The following is a 17,644-nucleotide window of genomic DNA, read 5'->3' as shown; positions in this document are numbered from 1 at the left end:
GGTGGCACGATAGGACGATGGACAGCGAACCCCGAGTCGACGGCGCCGGCGTCACCCCCGACTTCCTCGACGACTTCGACGAGATCGTCAGCTTCGAAGACGGCACCCTCCCCGCCGAGCGGTACCTCGACCGTGAGCTCAGCTGGCTCTCGTTCAACCAGCGGGTGCTCGAGCTCGCCGAAGACCCGAGCACCCCCCTGCTCGAGCGGGCGAACTTCCTGGCGATCTTCGCGAGCAACCTCGACGAGTTCTTCATGGTCCGCGTGGCCGGTCTGAAGCGTCGCATCGCGACCGGGCTGGCGGTGCCGACCAACGTCGGCCGCGGTCCGAACGAGGTGCTGGCCGACATCAGCAACAAGGCGCACGAGCTGCAAGAGCGGCACGCGCGCGCGTTCCTCGACATCGTCAAGCCCGACCTCGACGAGGCCGGCATCCACGTCGAGAAGTGGTCCGACCTCGAAGAGGCCGACCGCGTGCGCATGCGCGAGATCTTCACCGAGCAGATCTTCCCCGTGCTGATGCCGCTCGCCGTCGACCCGGCGCACCCGTTCCCGTACATCTCCGGGCTGTCGCTCAACCTGTCCATCCGGGTCCGCAACCCGAAGACGATGCGACAGGAGTTCGCGCGCCTCAAGGTGCCGCAGATGCTGCCGCGCTTCGTCCAGCTCCCCGACGACGAATCCGGGCGCGTGCGGTTCATCCCCCTCGAAGACCTCATCGCGAACCACCTGCAAGACCTGTTCCCGGGCATGGAGGTCGTCGAGCACCATGTGTTCCGCGTCACCCGCAACGAAGACGTCGAGGTCGACGAAGACGAGTCGGAGAACCTCATCCAGGCCCTCGAGCGCGAGCTGCTGCGTCGTCGCTTCGGGCCCCCGATCCGTCTCGAGATCACCGACGACATGGATCCCGTGACGCTCGAGCTGCTCGTGCGCGAGCTCGACGTGACCGATCAAGAGGTCTACAAGCTGCCCGCGCCGCTCGACCTCGCCGGGCTGTTCGAGATCACGAAGATGTCGCGCCCCGACCTCAAGTACCCGAAGCACCTGCCCACCACGGCCGTGCAGCTGCAGCCGACCGAGCCGAACATGAAGCCCGACATGTTCGCCAGCATCGCCCGCCAGGACATCCTCGTGCACCACCCGTACGAATCGTTCGCGACGAGCGTCCAGGCGTTCCTCGAGCAGGCGGCCGCCGACCCCAACGTGCTGGCCATCAAGCAGACGCTGTACCGCACCAGCGGCGACTCGCCCATCATCGAGGCCCTGATCGACGCTGCCGAGTCGGGCAAGCAGGTGCTGGCGCTGGTCGAGGTCAAGGCCCGGTTCGACGAACAGAACAACATCACCTGGGCCCGCAAGCTCGAGAAGGCCGGCGTGCACGTCGTCTACGGCCTCGTCGGCTTGAAGACGCACTGCAAGCTCGCCCTGGTCATCCGCCAGGAGAAGGGCACGCTCAAGCACTACACGCACATCGGCACGGGCAATTACAACCCGAAGACGAGCCGCATCTACGAAGACATGGGCCTCTTCACGTCCGACGACCAGGTCGGCAAAGACCTCACGCGTCTGTTCAACGAGCTCTCCGGCTACGCCATCGAGAAGAAGTTCAAGCGCCTGCTGGTCGCGCCGCGCTATCTCCGCCGCGGTCTGCTGAAGCAGATCCAGAACGAGATCGAGAACGCCCAGGCCGGTCGCCCGTCGGGCATCAAGATCAAGATCAACTCGATCGTCGACGAGCAGATCATCGACGCGCTCTACAAGGCCAGCCAGGCCGGGGTGCCGGTCGACGTCTGGGTGCGCGGCATCTGCACCATCAAGCCCGGGCAGCCCGGTCTGAGCGAGACCATCCGGGTCCGGTCCATCCTCGGCCGCTACCTCGAGCACTCCAGGCTCTTCTGGTTCGCGAACGACGGCGACCCGCAGCTGTTCATCGGCAGCGCCGACATGATGCACCGCAACCTCGACCGCCGTGTCGAGGCGCTCGTCCGCCTCACCCAGCAGAACCACCTCGACGAGGTGGCGTCGCTGTTCGAGAGCGCCATGAGCGACGAGACCGCGTCGTGGTGGCTCGAGGCCGACGGCACGTGGACGCGGCACGCGCGCGACGAGTCGGGCCGCCCGCTGGTCGACCTGCAGAACGCGCTGATGAAGCAGATCAACCAGCGCAAGCGGAGCAGCCGGTGACCGTCGCCTCGACGACCGTCGTCGCCGCGGGCGCCGTGCTCTTCCGCTTCGTCGACGGCAAGGCCCGGGTGCTGCTGATCCATCGCGATCATCACGGCGACGTGTCGCTGCCCAAGGGCAAGGTCGACCCCGGCGAGTCGACGCCTCAGGCGGCCGTGCGCGAGATCAGGGAGGAGACCGGCTACCGGGTCGCCCTCGGCGCCCCCCTCGGGCACGTCGAGTACGTCATGCCCGGCGGCCGCGACAAGATCGTGCACTACTGGGCCGCCGAGGTCACCGACGAGGCCTTCGTCGCCGCCGGCGAGTTCACGCCCAACAGCGAGGTCGGCGCCATCGAGTGGGTCGGCATCGACAAGGCCCGCGCCAAGCTGACCTACGAGCGCGACGCCGACGTGCTCGCGCGATTCGCCGACCGCGTCGCGGCGAAGAACGCCCGCACCTTCGCCCTCGTCGCCCTGCGTCATGCCAAGACGACCGCCCCCGGCGACTGGAGCGGCTCGGACGCCACACGACCGCTGCTCCCCGCCGGTCGTCGGCAGGCCAAGTCGATCGCCCCCGGGATCGCCGCCTGGTCACCGCAGCGGATCGTCAGCAGCACGGCCGCCCGCTGCCTCGCCACGCTCGAGCCCCTCTCGGCGCTCACCCGCGTCGGCGTCAAGCAGACCGACGCCATCAGCCAGGACTCGTTCGAGAACGGTTCCGACGACGTCGCGAGCGTCGTCGCGAAGCGTCTCAAGAAGCGCACCAGTGCGGTGCTCTGCAGCCACGGTCCCGTGCTGCCCGAGCTGATCCGTCAGATCGCGCTCGCGACCAAGGGGGGCGAACGGCTCGATCTGCGCCGCGCCTCCTCGTTGTCGCCGGGCGAGTACACGGTGCTGCACGTGTCGACCACCGACGCCTCGCTGGTCGCCGTCGAGACGCACGGCCCGCTCGCCTGACGCCGCGCCGCTCGGCCCGCGCGCCGGTGCCCCCCCTGCCCGCGCGCGGCGCCCGACTGTGCAGATCGCGACCGTGCCCCCTGTGCACATCGCGACCGCGCCCCGCGTGCAGATCGCGACCGCGCGGACGGCTGCAGCCGTGCCGAACCCGACCGAACGGCCGCGGCACGCCGCTCATCTTCGTCGAAACACCCCGTTCCGCCCCAGATCCGTCGCGATCTGCACACCAACACCCTGGCGCGCGAAACGCGTCGGAGCGCCGCCGCGGACGGCTCCGATGTTCCCCGCCCGTTTACCTGCCGTTCACCGAGACGGGCGACCGTGGTTAACCCGTCGACGTAGCGTCTCGCAGGGGCCGGAACCCGGTCTCAGAACACAGTCGTCACCACCCGAGAAGGAATCACACTTGAATTTCAAGCGCACCGGCAGCCTCGTCGCCATCGCCGCAGTCGGCACCATGCTCCTCGCCTCCTGCGCCACGAACGAAGGCGGCTCGTCCGGCTCCGCCGAGGGCGGCTCCGACCTCTCCGGCACGATCTCCGGCATCGGCGCCTCGTCGCAGCAGGCTGCGCAGGAGTCCTGGGTCGCCGGTTACCAGACGGCCAACGAGGGCGTCACGGTCAACTACGACCCCCAGGGTTCGGGTGGCGGGCGCGAGAGCTTCATCTCCGGTGCGGCCGCCTTCGCCGGCTCGGACCGTGCGTTCACCACCGACGAGATCTCGTCGAGCACCTTCGCCGGTTGCACGCCCGACACCGGCATCGTCGAGCTGCCCGCCTACGTCTCGCCCATCGCGGTCGTCTTCAACCTCGACGGCATCACCGAGCTGAACCTGTCGCCCGCCACGATCGCCGGCATCTTCAACCTCTCGATCACCACGTGGGACGCCGACGAGATCGCCGCCGACAACCCCGGCGTCGACCTGCCGAGCACGCCGATCACGGCCGTGCACCGCGCCGACGACTCGGGCACCACCGAGAACTTCACCGACTACCTCAACAAGACCGCCCCCGACGTGTGGACGGCCGAGGCGGACGGCGTCTGGCCAACGAAGGACGGCGAGGGCGCCACCGGCACCTCGGGTGTCATCGACGCGGTCACCAACGGCACCGGCACCATCGGCTACGCCGACGCGTCGCGCGCCGGTGACCTCGGTGTCGCCAAGGTCAAGGTCGGCGACGAGTTCGTCGGCTACTCACCCGAGGCCGCCGCGGCCATCGTCGACGCCTCCCCCGAGGAGGAGGGCCGCACCGAGGGCGACATCGCCATCGAGATCGACCGCACCACCGATGCCGCCGGCGTCTACCCGATCGTCCTCGTCAGCTACCTGATCGCGTGCGAGTCCTACGAGGACGCCGCGCAGGGCGAGCTGGTCAAGTCGTACCTGAGCTACGTCACGAGCGACGAGGGCCAGCAGGTCGCGGCCGAGGCCGCCGGCTCGGCTCCCATCTCGAGCGAGCTCTCGACCCAGGTCGCCGCCGCGATCGAGCTGATCAAGTAACGACCCGCACCACACGACAGGCCCGGGGGCGCACCGCGTGCGTTCCCGGGCCGTCTGCCTGAATCGCCCCGCTCGACTCGAACACCGATCACCCGGAGGATCCGTCCGATGACCGCCCCCGCTACGACCTCGGCGCCGCCCCAGGCGCCAAAACCCCGGCGTCGTCCCGCCGATCGGATCTTCGCGGGCAGCACGATCGTCGCCGGCGGGCTGATCCTCGCGATCCTCGCCGCGGTCGCGCTGTTCCTCGTCGTCCAGAGCATCCCGGCGCTCACCGCGAACGCCGACGACATCTCGCTCTCGGGGTTCCCCGACTCGTTCTTCCAGTACGTCGGCCCCCTCGCGTTCGGAACGGTCTACGCGGCTGCCCTCGCCCTGCTCATGGCATTGCCGGTCGCCATCGGCATCGCGCTCTTCATCTCGCACTACGCGCCCCGCCGCCTCGCGCAGGGTCTCGGCTACATCATCGACCTGCTGGCCGCCGTGCCGTCGGTCGTGTTCGGCCTCTGGGGCAGCATCGTCCTCGCCCCTGCGATCCAGCCGTTCTACACCTGGCTGGTCGACACCTTCGGGTGGATCCCGATCTTCGCCGGCCCGGTGTCGGGCACGGGACGGACGCTGCTCACCGCCTCCATCGTCCTCGCCGTGATGATCCTGCCGATCATCACGGCCCTCAGCCGCGAGGTGTTCCTCCAGACGCCCGTGCTGCACGAAGAGGCCGCGCTGGCCCTCGGCGCCACGCGCTTCGAGATGATCCAGATCGCCGTCCTGCCGTTCGGCCGCCCCGGCATCATCTCCGCCGCCATGCTCGGTCTCGGGCGCGCCCTGGGCGAGACGATGGCCGTGGCCCTCGTGCTGTCGCCGGCGCTCGTCATCAACCCCGCGATCCTCACGTCCACCAACTCGTCGACCATCGCCGCGAACATCGCGCTGAGGTTCCCCGAGGCGCACGACATCGGCATCAACACCCTGATCGCGACGGGCCTCGTGCTGTTCGTCATCACGCTGATCGTCAACTCGATCGCCCGCTTCGTCATCAACCGCCGCAAGGCCTTCTCGGGAGCGAACTGATGGCCACGACCACCCCCACCACGAGCGGCGTGCGTCGCGAGAGCCAGGCCGTCAACACCCTGACGACCGGACGCCTGCCCAAGGGCGCCCCCGTCATCATCCTCATCGGCAGCTGGATCATCATGGGCGTCGTCTTCGCCCTGCTGCAGGCCGCCGGGGTCACCGAGGGCTTCAACTGGGTGCCCGCGCTCATCCTCGGCACCGTCCTCTACGCGGCTCTGGTCTTCGTGGTCGCCATGCAGGTCGAGGGCATCCGCCGCGCGAAGGACCGCGTCGTCACGACCCTGGTCGGGTCGGCGTTCATCATCGCCCTCATCCCACTCGTCTCGCTGCTGATCACGGTCGTCACCGCCGGCTCCGGTCGCTTCGACGGCGACTTCTTCGCCCAGTCGATGCGCAACGTCGTCGGCGCAGGAGGCGGTGGCCTGCACGCCATCGTGGGCACCGTCCTGATGACCGCCTTCGCCGCGGTGATCTCGGTGCCGATCGGCCTGCTGACCGCGATCTACCTCGTCGAGTACGGCACGGGCCGTCTGGCCAGGGCGATCACGTTCTTCGTCGACGTCATGACGGGCATCCCGTCGATCGTCGCGGGTCTGTTCGCCTACGCCCTGTTCGTCATCTTCTTCGGCGAAGGCGTCCGCATGGGCGCCGCCGGCTCCGTCGCCCTGGCCGTGCTGATGATCCCCGTGGTGGTCCGCAGCACGGAGGAGATGCTCAAGCTCGTGCCGAACGAGCTGCGCGAGGCGGCGTACGCGCTGGGCGTGCCGAAGTGGCTGACCATCCTCAAGGTGGTCCTCCCCACGTCGATCGCCGGCATCACGACCGGTGTCATGCTCGCCATCGCACGCATCATCGGCGAGACCGCCCCGCTGCTGATCACCGCCGGCTTCACCGCGAGCATGAACTACAACCTGTTCGACGGCCGCATGCAGTCGCTGCCGGTCTTCGCCTACAGCTCGTACGTGAGCCAGGGCACCGACGCGGCCGCCTACATCGACCGTGCGTGGACCTCGGCCCTCACCCTCATCCTGATCGTCATGGCGCTGAACCTGCTCGCCCGTCTGATCGCCCGAATCTTCGCACCCAAGCTCGGCCGCTAGGCCAGGAACCACCCGGAGGAACCATGTCCAAGCGCATCGAGGTCCGTGACCTCAACGTCTTCTACAGCAAGTTCAAGGCCGTCGAAGACGTCAACATCACCATCGAGCCCCGCACCGTCACGGCCTTCATCGGCCCCTCCGGCTGCGGCAAGTCGACCTTCCTCCGCACGCTGAACCGCATGCACGAGGTGATCCCCGGGGCGTACGTCGACGGCGAGGTCCTGATCGACGGCAACGACCTCTACAGCCCCGGCGTCGACCCGGTGCTCGTCCGTCGTCAGGTCGGCATGGTCTTCCAGCGCCCGAACCCGTTCCCGACGATGAGCATCCGCGACAACGTGCTCGCCGGTGTGAAGCTCAACAACCGCCGCATGTCGAAGAGCGACCAGGACGGCCTGGTCGAGAAGTCGCTGCAGGGCGCCAACCTCTGGAACGAGGTCAAGGACCGCCTCGACAAGCCCGGCTCGGGTCTGTCGGGCGGGCAGCAGCAGCGTCTCTGCATCGCCCGCGCGATCGCGGTCTCGCCCGACGTCGTGCTGATGGACGAGCCCTGCTCGGCCCTCGACCCGATCTCGACGCTCGCCATCGAGGACCTCATCGAGGAGCTGAAGCAGGAGTACACGATCGTGATCGTGACCCACAACATGCAGCAGGCCAGCCGCGTCAGCGACAAGACGGCGTTCTTCAACATCGCCGGCACGGGCAAGCCGGGCAAGCTCATCGAGTACGACGACACGGCCACGATGTTCTCGAAGCCGAGCGTTCAGGCGACGGAGGACTACGTCTCGGGCCGCTTCGGTTGATCGAGCCCTCGGGCCGGTCCGGGCCCCAGCCGGTCTAGAACCCCGGAGAGCCGAGGAGGCGCCCCACCAGCAGGTGGGGCGCCTCTCGTCGTTCTCGGGGTCGCGTCGCGTCAGGCGCTCGGCAGGGCCACGATCGGCTCGGTGGTCGGCTGGTCGGAGCCGCCGGCCGGCTCGATCGTGACGCCGACGACGTCGCCGGGCGACATCTCGCCCTTGAGCACCTGCGTGACGGCCGAGTCGGTCGTCGTGTCGAACGTGCCCGCCGGGATGGGGCCGTCGTCGCCGATGTACCAGAGCTCGTAGGTGCGGTCGCCGGGCAGCGACTCGAGGCCGTCGGCGACGATCGCGCTGCGCTGCAGCTCGTTCGACCAGACGAGCGTGGCCGTCCCGCCCGTGCTGACCTCGGCCACCGTGCGCTGGAAGTCGGACGCGGCGTAGATCTCGTCGAGAGCCGAAGCCGTCGCCTCCTGCGACTGACCCGGGCCGCTGACTGCGGAGATCACGGCGCCTCCGCCGAAGAACAGACCGGCAGCGGCTGCAGCAGCGCCGAGGATCGCGGCGGGGCGGGTGAACCAGCGACGCTCGGCGGCACCGGTCGGACGCAGGATGCGCGCCTCGGTCTCGGTGGGCTCCATCTCGGGGACGGGACGACGCTGCGGGGCGACGCGCTCGTGCTCGTCACCCGCGCCTCCGGCGATCTCGGGCTGCCGCAACGGCGGCAGCTGGGGTGTGCGGGCGATCTTCTCCATCAGCGAGCTCCGCAGCTCGGCCGAGGGTGCCACCGGCTGTGCCGCGTGAGCGAGCAACAGTGCTGTCTCGCGCAAATCGGCCACTTCTCTCTGCAGATCGGGTGAGCCGTCGAGGAGTCCCTCGAAGGCGTGTCGCTCGTCGTCGCCGAGGGCGTCGAGCACGTACGCGCCGGAGAGGTTCTCCGTCGCTTCGCCGACACCATCGGTGCCGGTGGGTTCGTTGCGGTCGTTCACGAGGCAACCCCCATTTCGTCGCGAAGTCGGATCATTCCGTCGCGGAGTCGTGTTTTGACGGTGCCGATCGGCACCCCCAGCATGGTGGCCACCTCACTGTGGCTGTAGCCGCCGTAGTAGGCCAGTTGGACCGCCTGGCGTTGGAGCTCGGTCAATCGGGCCAGAGCCCGTTCGACGCGCTCGTGCTCGATGCGGATCTCGACCGACTCGGTGACCGAGTCGTATTCGGGAGCCATGTCGCGGACGCCGATCCGGAGGTCGCGGTCACGACCGGCCTGCGAGGCGCGGACGCGATCCACCGCCCGCCGGTGAGCCATGGTGAGCATCCAGCTCGCGGCGCTGCCGCGCGTCGTGTCGAAGCGCGACGCCGTCTGCCAGATCTCGAGGAACACCTCTTGGGCGACCTCTTCGGATTGCGAGTGGTCTTTCAGGAGGCGCTTGATCAGACCCAGCACCCGTGGCGCAGTCTGGTCGTACAGCTCTCCGAATGCGACCTGGTCGCCGCCGGCGACCCTGTGCAGCAGCTCGTCGGGGGACGACGGTTGCGCCGCGTCGGGCATCTCGGTCTCTCGGGTCACGAGCTTCAGCATGTCAGGGTTCACCTCCGTGCGCTTCTCAGGGGCCTGTTCACGAGAAGATCGTGACGGCCGCGTCGGGTCGTGCAGGACGCTTCGCGCCTGCGATTGTGGACAGCACGTCGGGTGACGTGGAGTGTGTCCGCTCCCTCCGCGAGGCGCACCGCCTGGGATGGTAAACACGCCGAGGGCCTCGTGGAGGAAGCGGACCACTGACCCCGGTCTTAGGGAGACCGGAACCGGCGGAGGAGCTTGCGCTCTCACACACTTGGTTCGGCACGAGCTCGCAGCCGGATTGGGCGAGTTTGCGGGCGATGCACGACTGGTGATGTCGGCTTCAGCCGGAAGAGGTGCCAGGCCGCAGAAACGCCTCTCGGCGCGAGGCCGCTCGAAGCGGCTAAATTTGGAGCCCGGGGTTACTGCGGCCCGGCGAGAGTCGATGTTACCCGCTGTCGCGGGCATCCGCCTCGACGTTCGCCGGGTGCGAAATCCGCGACCTGATGCGCCCGCCGACTTGCATCGGGCGGGTGGCGCGAGGCAGGGGTCAGTCGAGACTGTCGGTGCGCCAGAGGTGGGCGCAGGCGACGAGATCGACGGCGAGTTCGGAGAGCCGCAGTGCCCGGCGGGTCAGGTCGGAGGCGTGGTCGGAGCCGATCGAGTCGTGGTCGTCTGCGAGATTCGTGGCCCCGGCGGAGGCGAGGCGGCAGAACGCCGCCCCTCGCTCGAGCGCCGTCGCGAAGTCGCCGACGAACACGCCGCGGAGGATGAGGTCGGCGAGTTCGAGGATCTCCTCCGGGCTGGCCGGCGCCGGGGCACCCGCGACGATGGGGTCGATGGTCGACGACGACTCGACGCCGCGCTCGAAGAGGAACGTGATGTCGGCCGGGTTCTGCCGGATGACCGCCCGCACGAGGTAGATGCGCCAGAGGGCGCCGGGCAGGGTGTGCGCCCCGGCGTGGGCCCACAGCTCGGCGACGGCGTCGATGCCGTGGAGGTCGGTGTAGCTGACGAGGCGGTCGAGGATCTCGGGCGACGGGTCGTCTTTGACGCGGGCGACGAGCGCCGCGGCGGACTCGTGGGCGACGCGGTTGATCGTCGCCGGGTCGTCTCCGCCTTGAAAGGCCTCGAACTCGGCGCCGGAGAACTGGGTGGGGCGGTGGAAGTCTCTTGGCATCGCCTCAACGATAGGCGCGACCCCTGACACTCACTCCCCCGGCGGGGCGTCCGAGCGACGACGGCGCCGCGCATGATCCCGTATTGTTGTCGCCGAGGGCCTCTAGCTCAGTTGGTAGAGCATCGGACTTTTAATCCGCGGGTCATGGGTTCGAGCCCCATGGGGCCCACTCTTCTCCGGCGTCGAGCACGGCGCTCCGCCAACCGCGTCACGCCTGTGCGCCGCACCCCACCGTCGGTGACGGACCGCACCCCCGGCTCCGAGGCGCTGGGCGTCGGGACCGGGGGCACGATGCACCGGGCGGGCGAGGCCGCCATTCGGATCAGGAAAAGAGCGGCCACCTGCGTTACCCGGCGACTGTCGTCCGGTAACCAGCCGGACGATTCACGGTATCGCGCTTTTCTACACAAAGAAACGATCTGCGCGAGAGTGCGCAAACAGGACAGCCGCTCAGCGGATCGGGGTCAAGCGCGGGTCCGCCGAATGCCCCACCGGGCCGACCAGGTCTCGCCTTCGTCGAGCCAGACGAGCCCCTCACCCCTCGCCAGGGCGTTCGCGGGAGCCGTCATCGGCTCGGCTGCGACCGCGAGCCCCTTCACTCCCCCGCGGGGGAAGTTGCGAGGCGTGAAGACCTGCACGAACGGGAAGGCCTCGTCTTGCCAGAGCTCGGTGGCCCAGCCGTCGGGGGCCGTGAGGCGGGTCCGGCGGATGCCGGCGTCGTCGGGAGCGATGTCGCGGTACCCGGTGTCGAGATCGAGGTCGCCGACGAGCGGCCCGGCGGTGAGGTCGTACTCGGTGCCGGCGACCGGGGCCGTACCCGTCGGGATGCTGCGATCGTCGACCTCGGACCGGGTGGCCGCATCGAGCGTCACCCGGAGCGTCGCCGGGTCGTGGTCGCCGACGCGGAGGAACGGATGCGCGCCGACCGCGAACGGCGCCCTGCCCCGACCCACGTTCGCGACGGTCTGCGTGACCCGCATGCCGTCGACGACCAGCTCGTGCCGCACGGTCAGGTCGAGCTGGAACGGGAACCCGTGCTGCGGGTGGACGGTCGCCCCGAGGGTCACCGCATGCCGCTCGACGACGAGGGGCCGGTAGGCCGTGTACCGCAGCAGGCCGTGAGACGCGTTGCCCTTCGAGGGCTCGGTGAGATCGAGCTGCTGCACGACGCCGTCGAGGGTCCACCGGCCGCCGTCGACCCGGTTCGGCCACGGGAACAGCGTGATGCCGCAGGCGGACGGCGGGGTCTCGTCTTCGGCGAAGGTCTCGGTGAGGGCATGCCCGTCGACCGACAACGCCCGGATGCCCGCTGCGACCTCGGTCACGATCGCGCCGACCTCGTGCCCGGCCTCGTCGAGCGACAGTTGGTATTGCGCACCCGTGGGCGGATGGATGGTCGCCGGACAGGGGCCCTCGCTGGATGGCTCGGTCATGTCGCGTCTCCTGTCTCGTCACCCTCAGGGCGGTGATGGCCCTCGTGGCGATGGCCGCCATCGTCGCGCGCCGCCGCGTCGTCGTCGTCCCGATCGGCCTCGATCACTGTGAGACCGGCACCTCGGAGTCCGCTGATGTCAGCACCCGACGCCCCGGCCGTCACGAGGGCCTCGAACGTGTCGAGGGGAGCGATGACGCCGAGATGCGCCTCCCCCAGCTTCGCCCCGTCGGCGACCAGGTACGACCGCCGCGCGGTCTGCGTCATCAGCCGCTTCAGATCGGTCTCGGGCAGGTTGACATTGGTCGCCCCGTGCGCGGCGTCGACGCCGGTGCAGCCGATGAACGCCACGTCGGCCGTGATGCTCGCGAACACGCTGGTCGCGAGCGGGTTGACCAGCGAGTGCTGCAGCGGCCTGAGCGTGCCGCCCGACACGATCACCGTGAAGCGCGGCACCGCCTGCTCGAGGGCGAGCGCGATGGTCAGACCGTTGGTCACGACGACGACGTCGTCGAGGTCGTCTCGCTCGAGCAGCGCGAGGGCGATCTGGGTGGTCGTCGTGCCGACGTCGATGACGACGCAGTCGCCGGACCGGACCAAGGAGGCGGCGGTCACCCCGATGGCCCGCTTGGCCTCGATGCCGACCGAGCTCTCTTCTTCGAACGGGCGCTCGACGACCGGCCGGTCGAGAGAGAGCGCACCCCCGTGCACGCGTGAGAGCAGACCGTCGGAGGCGAGACTCTCGAGGTCGGTGCGGATCGTCACCTCGGAGAGGCGGAATTCGCGGGCGAGCTCGGCGGTGCGGATGAAGCCGCGCCGACCGACGAGGTCGGCGATCCGATCACGGCGGCGACCGGCCGGCAGCTGCTCGTCGATCGGGTTGGCGTTCACCTCGTCATTTTCGTATGCTTTCAGGTGCTTTCGCAACTGCAAATCCTGCGGTGCGAGGCACGACCGAGGAGGCTCCCCCATGGCGTCGATCGCCACCCGCACCACGGTGCTCGCCGACGGGCGTGAACTCATCTACTTCGACGACGCCGACACGACGCTCGGCCCCGACCGCAAGGCCGACGCCCGTGTGCTCGACCCGCGCCCCGACACCGCGACGATGCGGCAGGACGTCCTGACGGGCGACTGGGTGTCGATCGCCGCGTCCCGGCAGAACCGGGTGTTCCTGCCTCCGGCCGAGCTCGACCCGCTCGCCCCGGCGTCGCCCACCAATCCGTCCGAGATCCCCGACGTCTACGACGTCGCGGTCTTCGAGAACCGCTCGCCCTCGTTCGGGCCCCTGCTCACCGACGACCAGGCGCCCGAGGGCGTCGACGACCTCGCCCGCCTCGGCATGGGCCGCACGCGTCGCAGCGTCGGCCGCTGCGAGGTCGTCTGCTTCAGCCCCGAGCACGAGGGCTCGTTCGCCGAGCTGAGCGAGTCGCGTGCGCGCACCGTCGTCGAGGCGTGGGCGCACCGCACCGAGGCGCTGTCGGCGCTGCCCGGCATCGAGCAGGTCTTCCCGTTCGAGAACCGCGGCCAGGCGATCGGCGTCACGCTGCACCACCCGCACGGTCAGATCTACGCCTATCCGTACATCACACCCCGCACGCTGGGTCTGCTGCGCAGCATCGAGTCGTACGGACCGACGCTGTTCGCCGATCTGCTGGACTCCGAGCGCGAGGGCCCGCGCGTCGTGCTCGCCGGCGAGCACTTCACGGCGTTCGTGCCCTTCGCGGCCCGCTGGCCGATCGAGATCCACCTGCTGCCGCACCGTCACGTGCCCGACTTCGCGGGGCTGACCGGCGACGAACGCGACGAGCTCGCGATCATGTACCGGCGCCTCCTGCGGGGGGTCGACGCCCTCTACGGCGACCCCACCCCGTACATCTCGGCCTGGCACCAGGCTCCTGTCAACGTGGGCCGCGACACCGTGCGGCTCAACCTGCAGATCACGTCGCCGCGACGAGCCGAGAAGCGGCTGAAGTTCCTGGCCGGCTCGGAGGCGGCGATGGGAGCCTGGATCGGCGACCTCGTCCCCGAGGCCCAGGCCGACCTGATCAGAGAGGCGATCGAACGAGCATGACCGACACAACCACACCCCGAGGGTTCTCCGACGTGTTCGACACCGAGGTCGTCGGCCGCTGGTCGGCCCCCGGCCGCGTGAACCTCATCGGCGAGCACACCGACTACAACGACGGCTTCGTGCTCCCGTTCGCCATCGACCGACGCACCACCGTGACCGTCGGCGTCCGCACCGATCGCCTGCTCCGCGTCTCGTCGTCGTTCGAGGCCGGCGTGCACGAGATCTCGCTCGACGCCCTCGACCCGGCGTCGATGTCGGGCTGGTCGAGCTACGTCTTCGGCATCGCCTGGGCGCTGCAGGTCGCCCCGACGCGTGCCGAGTCCCCCGCGTTCAGCGCCGCCGGCGGAGACCTCTCGGGCGTCGACCTGTCGACCGCCACGGGTCTCGACCTCTTCGTCGAGTCCGACGTGCCCGTCGGTGCCGGTCTGTCGTCGTCGGCCGCCCTCGAATGCTCGGTGGCGCTGGCCTTCGCCGAGCTCTGGTCGATCGACGTCAACCGCTCGACGCTCGCCGCCGTGGGGCAGCTCGCCGAGAACGAGGCCGTCGGCGCACCGACCGGCATCATGGACCAGTCCGCGTCGCTGCTCGGGCGGGCCGATTCGGGCGTGTTCCTCGACTGCCGCAGCCTCGACGCCGACGTCGTCGAGCTGGGCTTCGCCGCCGCCGGCCTCGAGGTGCTCGTGGTCGACACGAAGGTGGAGCACGCGCACGCGACCGGCGGGTACGTCGATCGCCGCGCCTCCTGCGAGAGAGGGGCCGCAGCCCTCGGTGTCTCGTCCCTGCGTGATCTCGACGCCGACGACCTCGCTCGTGCCGAGCAGGTGCTCGACGACGAGACGTTCCGCCGCGTGCGCCACGTGGTGACCGAGAACCAGCGCGTGCTCGACACCGTCCGCACGCTGCGGACCGACGGCGCCCGCGCCATCGGGCACCTGCTCGACGCCTCGCACGTCTCGATGCGCGACGACTTCGAGATCTCGGTTCCCGAGCTCGACCTCGCGGTCGCCACCGCCCAGGCGTCGGGTGCTCTCGGCGCCCGCATGACGGGCGGCGGCTTCGGCGGCTCGGCGATCGCGCTCGTGCCGACGGAGGCACGCGCCGCGGTCGAGCAGGCCGTCGTCGCGGCCTTCGCCGAGGCGGGCTTCGCCGCCCCGACCGTCTTCACGGTGAACGCCGACGAGGGCGCGCGCCGCGACGCCTAGCGCGCCAGCGCGCCAGAAAGTGGACACGACGCCGGGTTTAAACCTGGCGTCGTGTCCACCTTCTGGCGTCGTGGGGGATCAAGCCGCCACGAGGTCGACACGACGCCACCGGATCTCGTGGCGTCGTGTCGAGTCGGTGGCGTCGTGGCCCGGGGGCGACGCGCGACGGGCGCCGGGCGACGGGCGCCGGGCGCTCGGCGGATCAGCGCTCGGCGGCCTCGACCACGTTCTTGAGCAGCATGGCGCGCGTCATCGGCCCCACCCCGCCCGGCACGGGCGACTGGAACCCGGCGACCGACGCGACCGCCGGGTCGACGTCGCCACGCAGCCGGTACCTGCCCGTCTCGTCGTTCAGCACGCGGGTGATGCCCACGTCGATCACGGCGGCCCCGGGTGCGACCCAGTCGGGTTTCACGAGCCCCGCGACGCCGGCGGCCGCGACGACGATGTCGGCGCGACGCACCTCGGCGGCCACGTCGGCCGTCCGCGAGTGGGTCAGCGTCGCGGTCGCCTCGAGCCTCGTCAGCAGCAGCCCGAGCGGGCGCCCCACCGTCAGCCCCTGGCCGATGATCGTGACGTGCCGCCCCGCGATCGGGATGTCGTACGCCGTCAGCATCTCGACGATGCCGCGCGGTGTGCAGGGCAGCGGCGTGTCGATCGACCCCTTGCCGCCGGGCACCGCGAGCACGAGCTCGCCGAGGTTGACGGGGTGCAGTCCGTCGGCGTCCTTCGCCGGGTCCATCAGCTCGAGCATGGCCGTCGGCTCGATGCCGGCGGGCAGCGGCAGCTGGATGATGAAGGCCGTGACCGCGGGGTCGGCGTTCATCGTCTCGATGGCGCCGCGGATCTCGGCCTCGCTCGCGGTATCGGGCAGGTCGATGCGGATCGACTCGATGCCGACCTCGGCGCAGTCGCGGTGCTTGCCCGCGACATACGAGAGCGACCCCGGGTTCGCGCCGACCAGGATCGTCCCGAGCCCCGGGGCGATCCCCCGCGCCTTCAGCGCCTCGACCCGCACCCTCAGGTCGTCTTTCACCGCCGCGGCGAGCGCCGTCCCGTCGATGCGGATCGCGGTCGACTCGTCACCGGCGACGAACCGCTCGCGAGGCACGACCGGCGCGTCGAGCACCGGCACGTCGGCCGTCGGCACATCAGCGGTCGGCACGTCGGCCGCCGCACCGGCGGTCGGCACATCAGCGGTCGGCGCAGCGGCGGCCGTCTGCGCACCGGCGGTCGGCACGTCGAGCACCGGATCGACGACGTCTCCCGAGGAGGCGCGGGTCGACCCGGTCGCGCCCGCCGTCACGCGTAGAGGGGGAACGCGTCGGTCAGCGCCTTGACCCGTGCCGCGAGGGCCGCGATGTCGGGTTCGGGCATCAGGGCGAGGGCGATGATGTCGGCCACCTCGGTGAACTCGGTGTCGTCGAAGCCGCGCGTCGCGAGGGCCGACGTGCCGATTCGCACGCCGGACGTCGTCATCGGCGGACGAGGATCCCACGGGACGGAGTTCCGGTTGACGGTGATGCCCACCTCGTGGAGGAGGTTCTCGGCCTGCTTGCCGTCCACCTCGGAGGCCCGCAGGTCGACGAGCACGAGGTGCACGTCGGTGCCGCCGGTGAGCACGTCGACGCCGGCCGCCTGCGCGTCGTCCTTCATCAGGCGGGCGGCGAGCAGCTGAGCGCCGCGGATCGTGCGCTCCTGGCGGTCTTTGAACTCGGGCTCGGCGGCGAGCTTGAACGCCGTGGCCTTGGCCGCGATGACGTGCATCAGCGGGCCGCCCTGCTGGCCGGGGAACACGGCCGAGTTGAGCTTCTTGAACAGCGGCTCGTGGTTCGAGAGGATCACACCCGAGCGCGGGCCGGCGAGGGTCTTGTGCACGGTCGACGAGACGACGTGGGCGTGGGGCACGGGCGACGGGTGCAGGCCCGCCGCGACGAGACCCGCGAAGTGGGCCATGTCGACCCAGAGGTACGCGCCGACCTCGTCGGCGATGGCGCGGAACGCCTCGAAGTCGAGCTGACGCGGGTAAGCCGACCAGCCGGCGATGATGACCTTCGGCTTGTGCTCGATTGCCTGACGACGGACGACGTCCATGTCGATCAGGTAGGTCTCGGGGTCGACCTCGTAGGCGACGGCCTTGTACATCTTGCCCGAGAAGTTCAGCTTCATGCCGTGGGTCAGGTGACCGCCGTGCGACAGCTCGAGACCGAGGATGGTGTCGCCGATGTCGGCCAGCGCGGCGAGCACCGCGGCGTTGGCCTGCGCACCCGAGTGGGGCTGCACGTTGGCGAAGTCGGCGCCGAACAGCGACTTGGCGCGCTCGATGGCGAGGTTCTCGGCGACGTCGACGAACTCGCAGCCGCCGTAGTAGCGGCGACCCGGGTAGCCCTCGGCGTACTTGTTGGTCAGCACGGAGCCCTGCGACTCGAGCACGGCGCGGGGCACGAAGTTCTCGGACGCGATCATCTCGAGGTAGTCGCGCTGGCGACCCAGCTCCTGCTCGAGCACGGCGGCGATCTCGGGGTCGACGACCGAGAGCGGCTCGTTGAAGGTCGACGGGAGTTTCTGGTTGACGGTCATGGGACTGCTCCTCGGCACACGG

General features: G+C 69.9%; 15 protein-coding genes and 1 tRNA gene. 9 read left to right on the top strand and 7 right to left on the bottom strand.

All coding sequences use genetic code 11. The features are described 5' to 3' along the window. Window positions 1-17: 17 nt before the first annotated feature. The 6 genes from ACZ6JE_RS07220 to pstB all read left to right on the top strand — a co-directional run bounded on the left by ACZ6JE_RS07220 (window position 18) and on the right by pstB (window position 7,602). Window positions 18-2,186, top strand: coding sequence for an RNA degradosome polyphosphate kinase (locus ACZ6JE_RS07220; RefSeq protein ID WP_192061317.1), 2,169 nt, complete (start codon window positions 18-20; stop codon window positions 2,184-2,186). Then, window positions 2,183-3,124, top strand: coding sequence for an NUDIX hydrolase (locus ACZ6JE_RS07215; protein ID WP_192061316.1), 942 nt, complete (start codon window positions 2,183-2,185; stop codon window positions 3,122-3,124). The genes ACZ6JE_RS07220 and ACZ6JE_RS07215 overlap by 4 nt, the downstream gene beginning before the upstream one ends. A 406-nt stretch (window positions 3,125-3,530) precedes the next feature. Beyond that, window positions 3,531-4,625: a phosphate ABC transporter substrate-binding protein PstS gene (locus ACZ6JE_RS07210; RefSeq protein ID WP_414655518.1), complete on the top strand. Its 1,095-nt coding sequence runs from the start codon at window positions 3,531-3,533 to the stop codon at window positions 4,623-4,625. 108 nt (window positions 4,626-4,733) lie between these two features. Next, the gene (gene pstC, locus ACZ6JE_RS07205) at window positions 4,734-5,696 is read left to right on the top strand and encodes a phosphate ABC transporter permease subunit PstC (protein WP_192061315.1); all 963 of its coding nucleotides are present in this window, start codon (window positions 4,734-4,736) and stop codon (window positions 5,694-5,696) included. Next, window positions 5,696-6,799: a phosphate ABC transporter permease PstA gene (gene pstA / locus ACZ6JE_RS07200; RefSeq protein WP_243215471.1), complete on the top strand. Its 1,104-nt coding sequence runs from the start codon at window positions 5,696-5,698 to the stop codon at window positions 6,797-6,799. Before pstC ends, pstA begins: the two co-directional genes overlap by 1 nt. A 23-nt stretch (window positions 6,800-6,822) precedes the next feature. Beyond that, window positions 6,823-7,602 (top strand): phosphate ABC transporter ATP-binding protein PstB, encoded by a 780-nt coding sequence (gene pstB / locus ACZ6JE_RS07195; RefSeq protein ID WP_192061313.1) that lies wholly within the window; start codon window positions 6,823-6,825, stop codon window positions 7,600-7,602. A gap of 110 nt (window positions 7,603-7,712) precedes the next feature. On the opposite strand, the gene ACZ6JE_RS07190 is transcribed toward pstB, so the two are convergent. The 3 genes from ACZ6JE_RS07190 to ACZ6JE_RS07180 form a co-directional block, all read right to left on the bottom strand. Next, a complete protein-coding gene (locus ACZ6JE_RS07190; protein WP_464318566.1) occupies window positions 7,713-8,585 on the bottom strand; it encodes an anti-sigma factor in 873 nt (290 codons plus the stop codon). Next, the gene (locus tag ACZ6JE_RS07185; RefSeq protein ID WP_192061311.1) at window positions 8,582-9,175 is read right to left on the bottom strand and encodes a sigma-70 family RNA polymerase sigma factor; all 594 of its coding nucleotides are present in this window, start codon (window positions 9,173-9,175) and stop codon (window positions 8,582-8,584) included. Before ACZ6JE_RS07185 ends, ACZ6JE_RS07190 begins: the two co-directional genes overlap by 4 nt. A gap of 529 nt (window positions 9,176-9,704) precedes the next feature. After that, window positions 9,705-10,334: a DNA-directed RNA polymerase subunit beta gene (locus tag ACZ6JE_RS07180; protein ID WP_192061310.1), complete on the bottom strand. Its 630-nt coding sequence runs from the start codon at window positions 10,332-10,334 to the stop codon at window positions 9,705-9,707. Between the two features lie 96 nt (window positions 10,335-10,430). Here ACZ6JE_RS07180 and ACZ6JE_RS07175 point away from each other — a divergent pair. Then, a tRNA-Lys gene (locus tag ACZ6JE_RS07175) sits at window positions 10,431-10,503 on the top strand. Window positions 10,504-10,798: 295 nt separating this feature from the next. Here ACZ6JE_RS07175 and ACZ6JE_RS07170 read toward each other — a convergent pair. Then, complete coding sequence (locus ACZ6JE_RS07170; RefSeq protein ID WP_464318565.1) at window positions 10,799-11,767, bottom strand: aldose 1-epimerase family protein; 969 nt, start codon at window positions 11,765-11,767, stop codon at window positions 10,799-10,801. Then, window positions 11,764-12,657, bottom strand: a complete 894-nt coding sequence (locus ACZ6JE_RS07165) for a DeoR/GlpR family DNA-binding transcription regulator (protein ID WP_320479326.1) — start codon at window positions 12,655-12,657, stop codon at window positions 11,764-11,766. The genes ACZ6JE_RS07170 and ACZ6JE_RS07165 overlap by 4 nt, the downstream gene beginning before the upstream one ends. A gap of 79 nt (window positions 12,658-12,736) precedes the next feature. Between ACZ6JE_RS07165 and galT the strand changes: the two genes are divergently transcribed. Then, window positions 12,737-13,840 carry a galactose-1-phosphate uridylyltransferase gene (galT, locus tag ACZ6JE_RS07160; RefSeq protein WP_192061308.1) on the top strand — a complete coding sequence of 368 codons (1,104 nt, stop codon included), beginning with the start codon at window positions 12,737-12,739 and terminating at the stop codon, window positions 13,838-13,840. Further along, entirely contained in the window at window positions 13,837-15,042 is a 1,206-nt protein-coding gene (galK, locus tag ACZ6JE_RS07155; RefSeq protein ID WP_320479325.1) for a galactokinase, read from the top strand. Before galT ends, galK begins: the two co-directional genes overlap by 4 nt. A 202-nt stretch (window positions 15,043-15,244) precedes the next feature. Here the strand turns inward: galK and ACZ6JE_RS07150 are convergent, their stop codons facing one another. Both ACZ6JE_RS07150 and glyA read right to left on the bottom strand, forming a co-directional pair. Next, window positions 15,245-16,153 carry a bifunctional methylenetetrahydrofolate dehydrogenase/methenyltetrahydrofolate cyclohydrolase gene (locus tag ACZ6JE_RS07150; RefSeq protein ID WP_192061424.1) on the bottom strand — a complete coding sequence of 303 codons (909 nt, stop codon included), beginning with the start codon at window positions 16,151-16,153 and terminating at the stop codon, window positions 15,245-15,247. Between the two features lie 191 nt (window positions 16,154-16,344). Continuing rightward, the gene (gene glyA, locus ACZ6JE_RS07145; protein ID WP_464318564.1) at window positions 16,345-17,622 is read right to left on the bottom strand and encodes a serine hydroxymethyltransferase; all 1,278 of its coding nucleotides are present in this window, start codon (window positions 17,620-17,622) and stop codon (window positions 16,345-16,347) included. Window positions 17,623-17,644 lie beyond the last annotated feature (22 nt).

The sequence above is a fragment of the Frigoribacterium sp. AC759 genome, assembly GCF_979256015.1.
The sequence above is the reverse complement of the archived record's forward strand: the minus strand, read 5'-3'. Positions and strand labels throughout refer to the sequence as shown.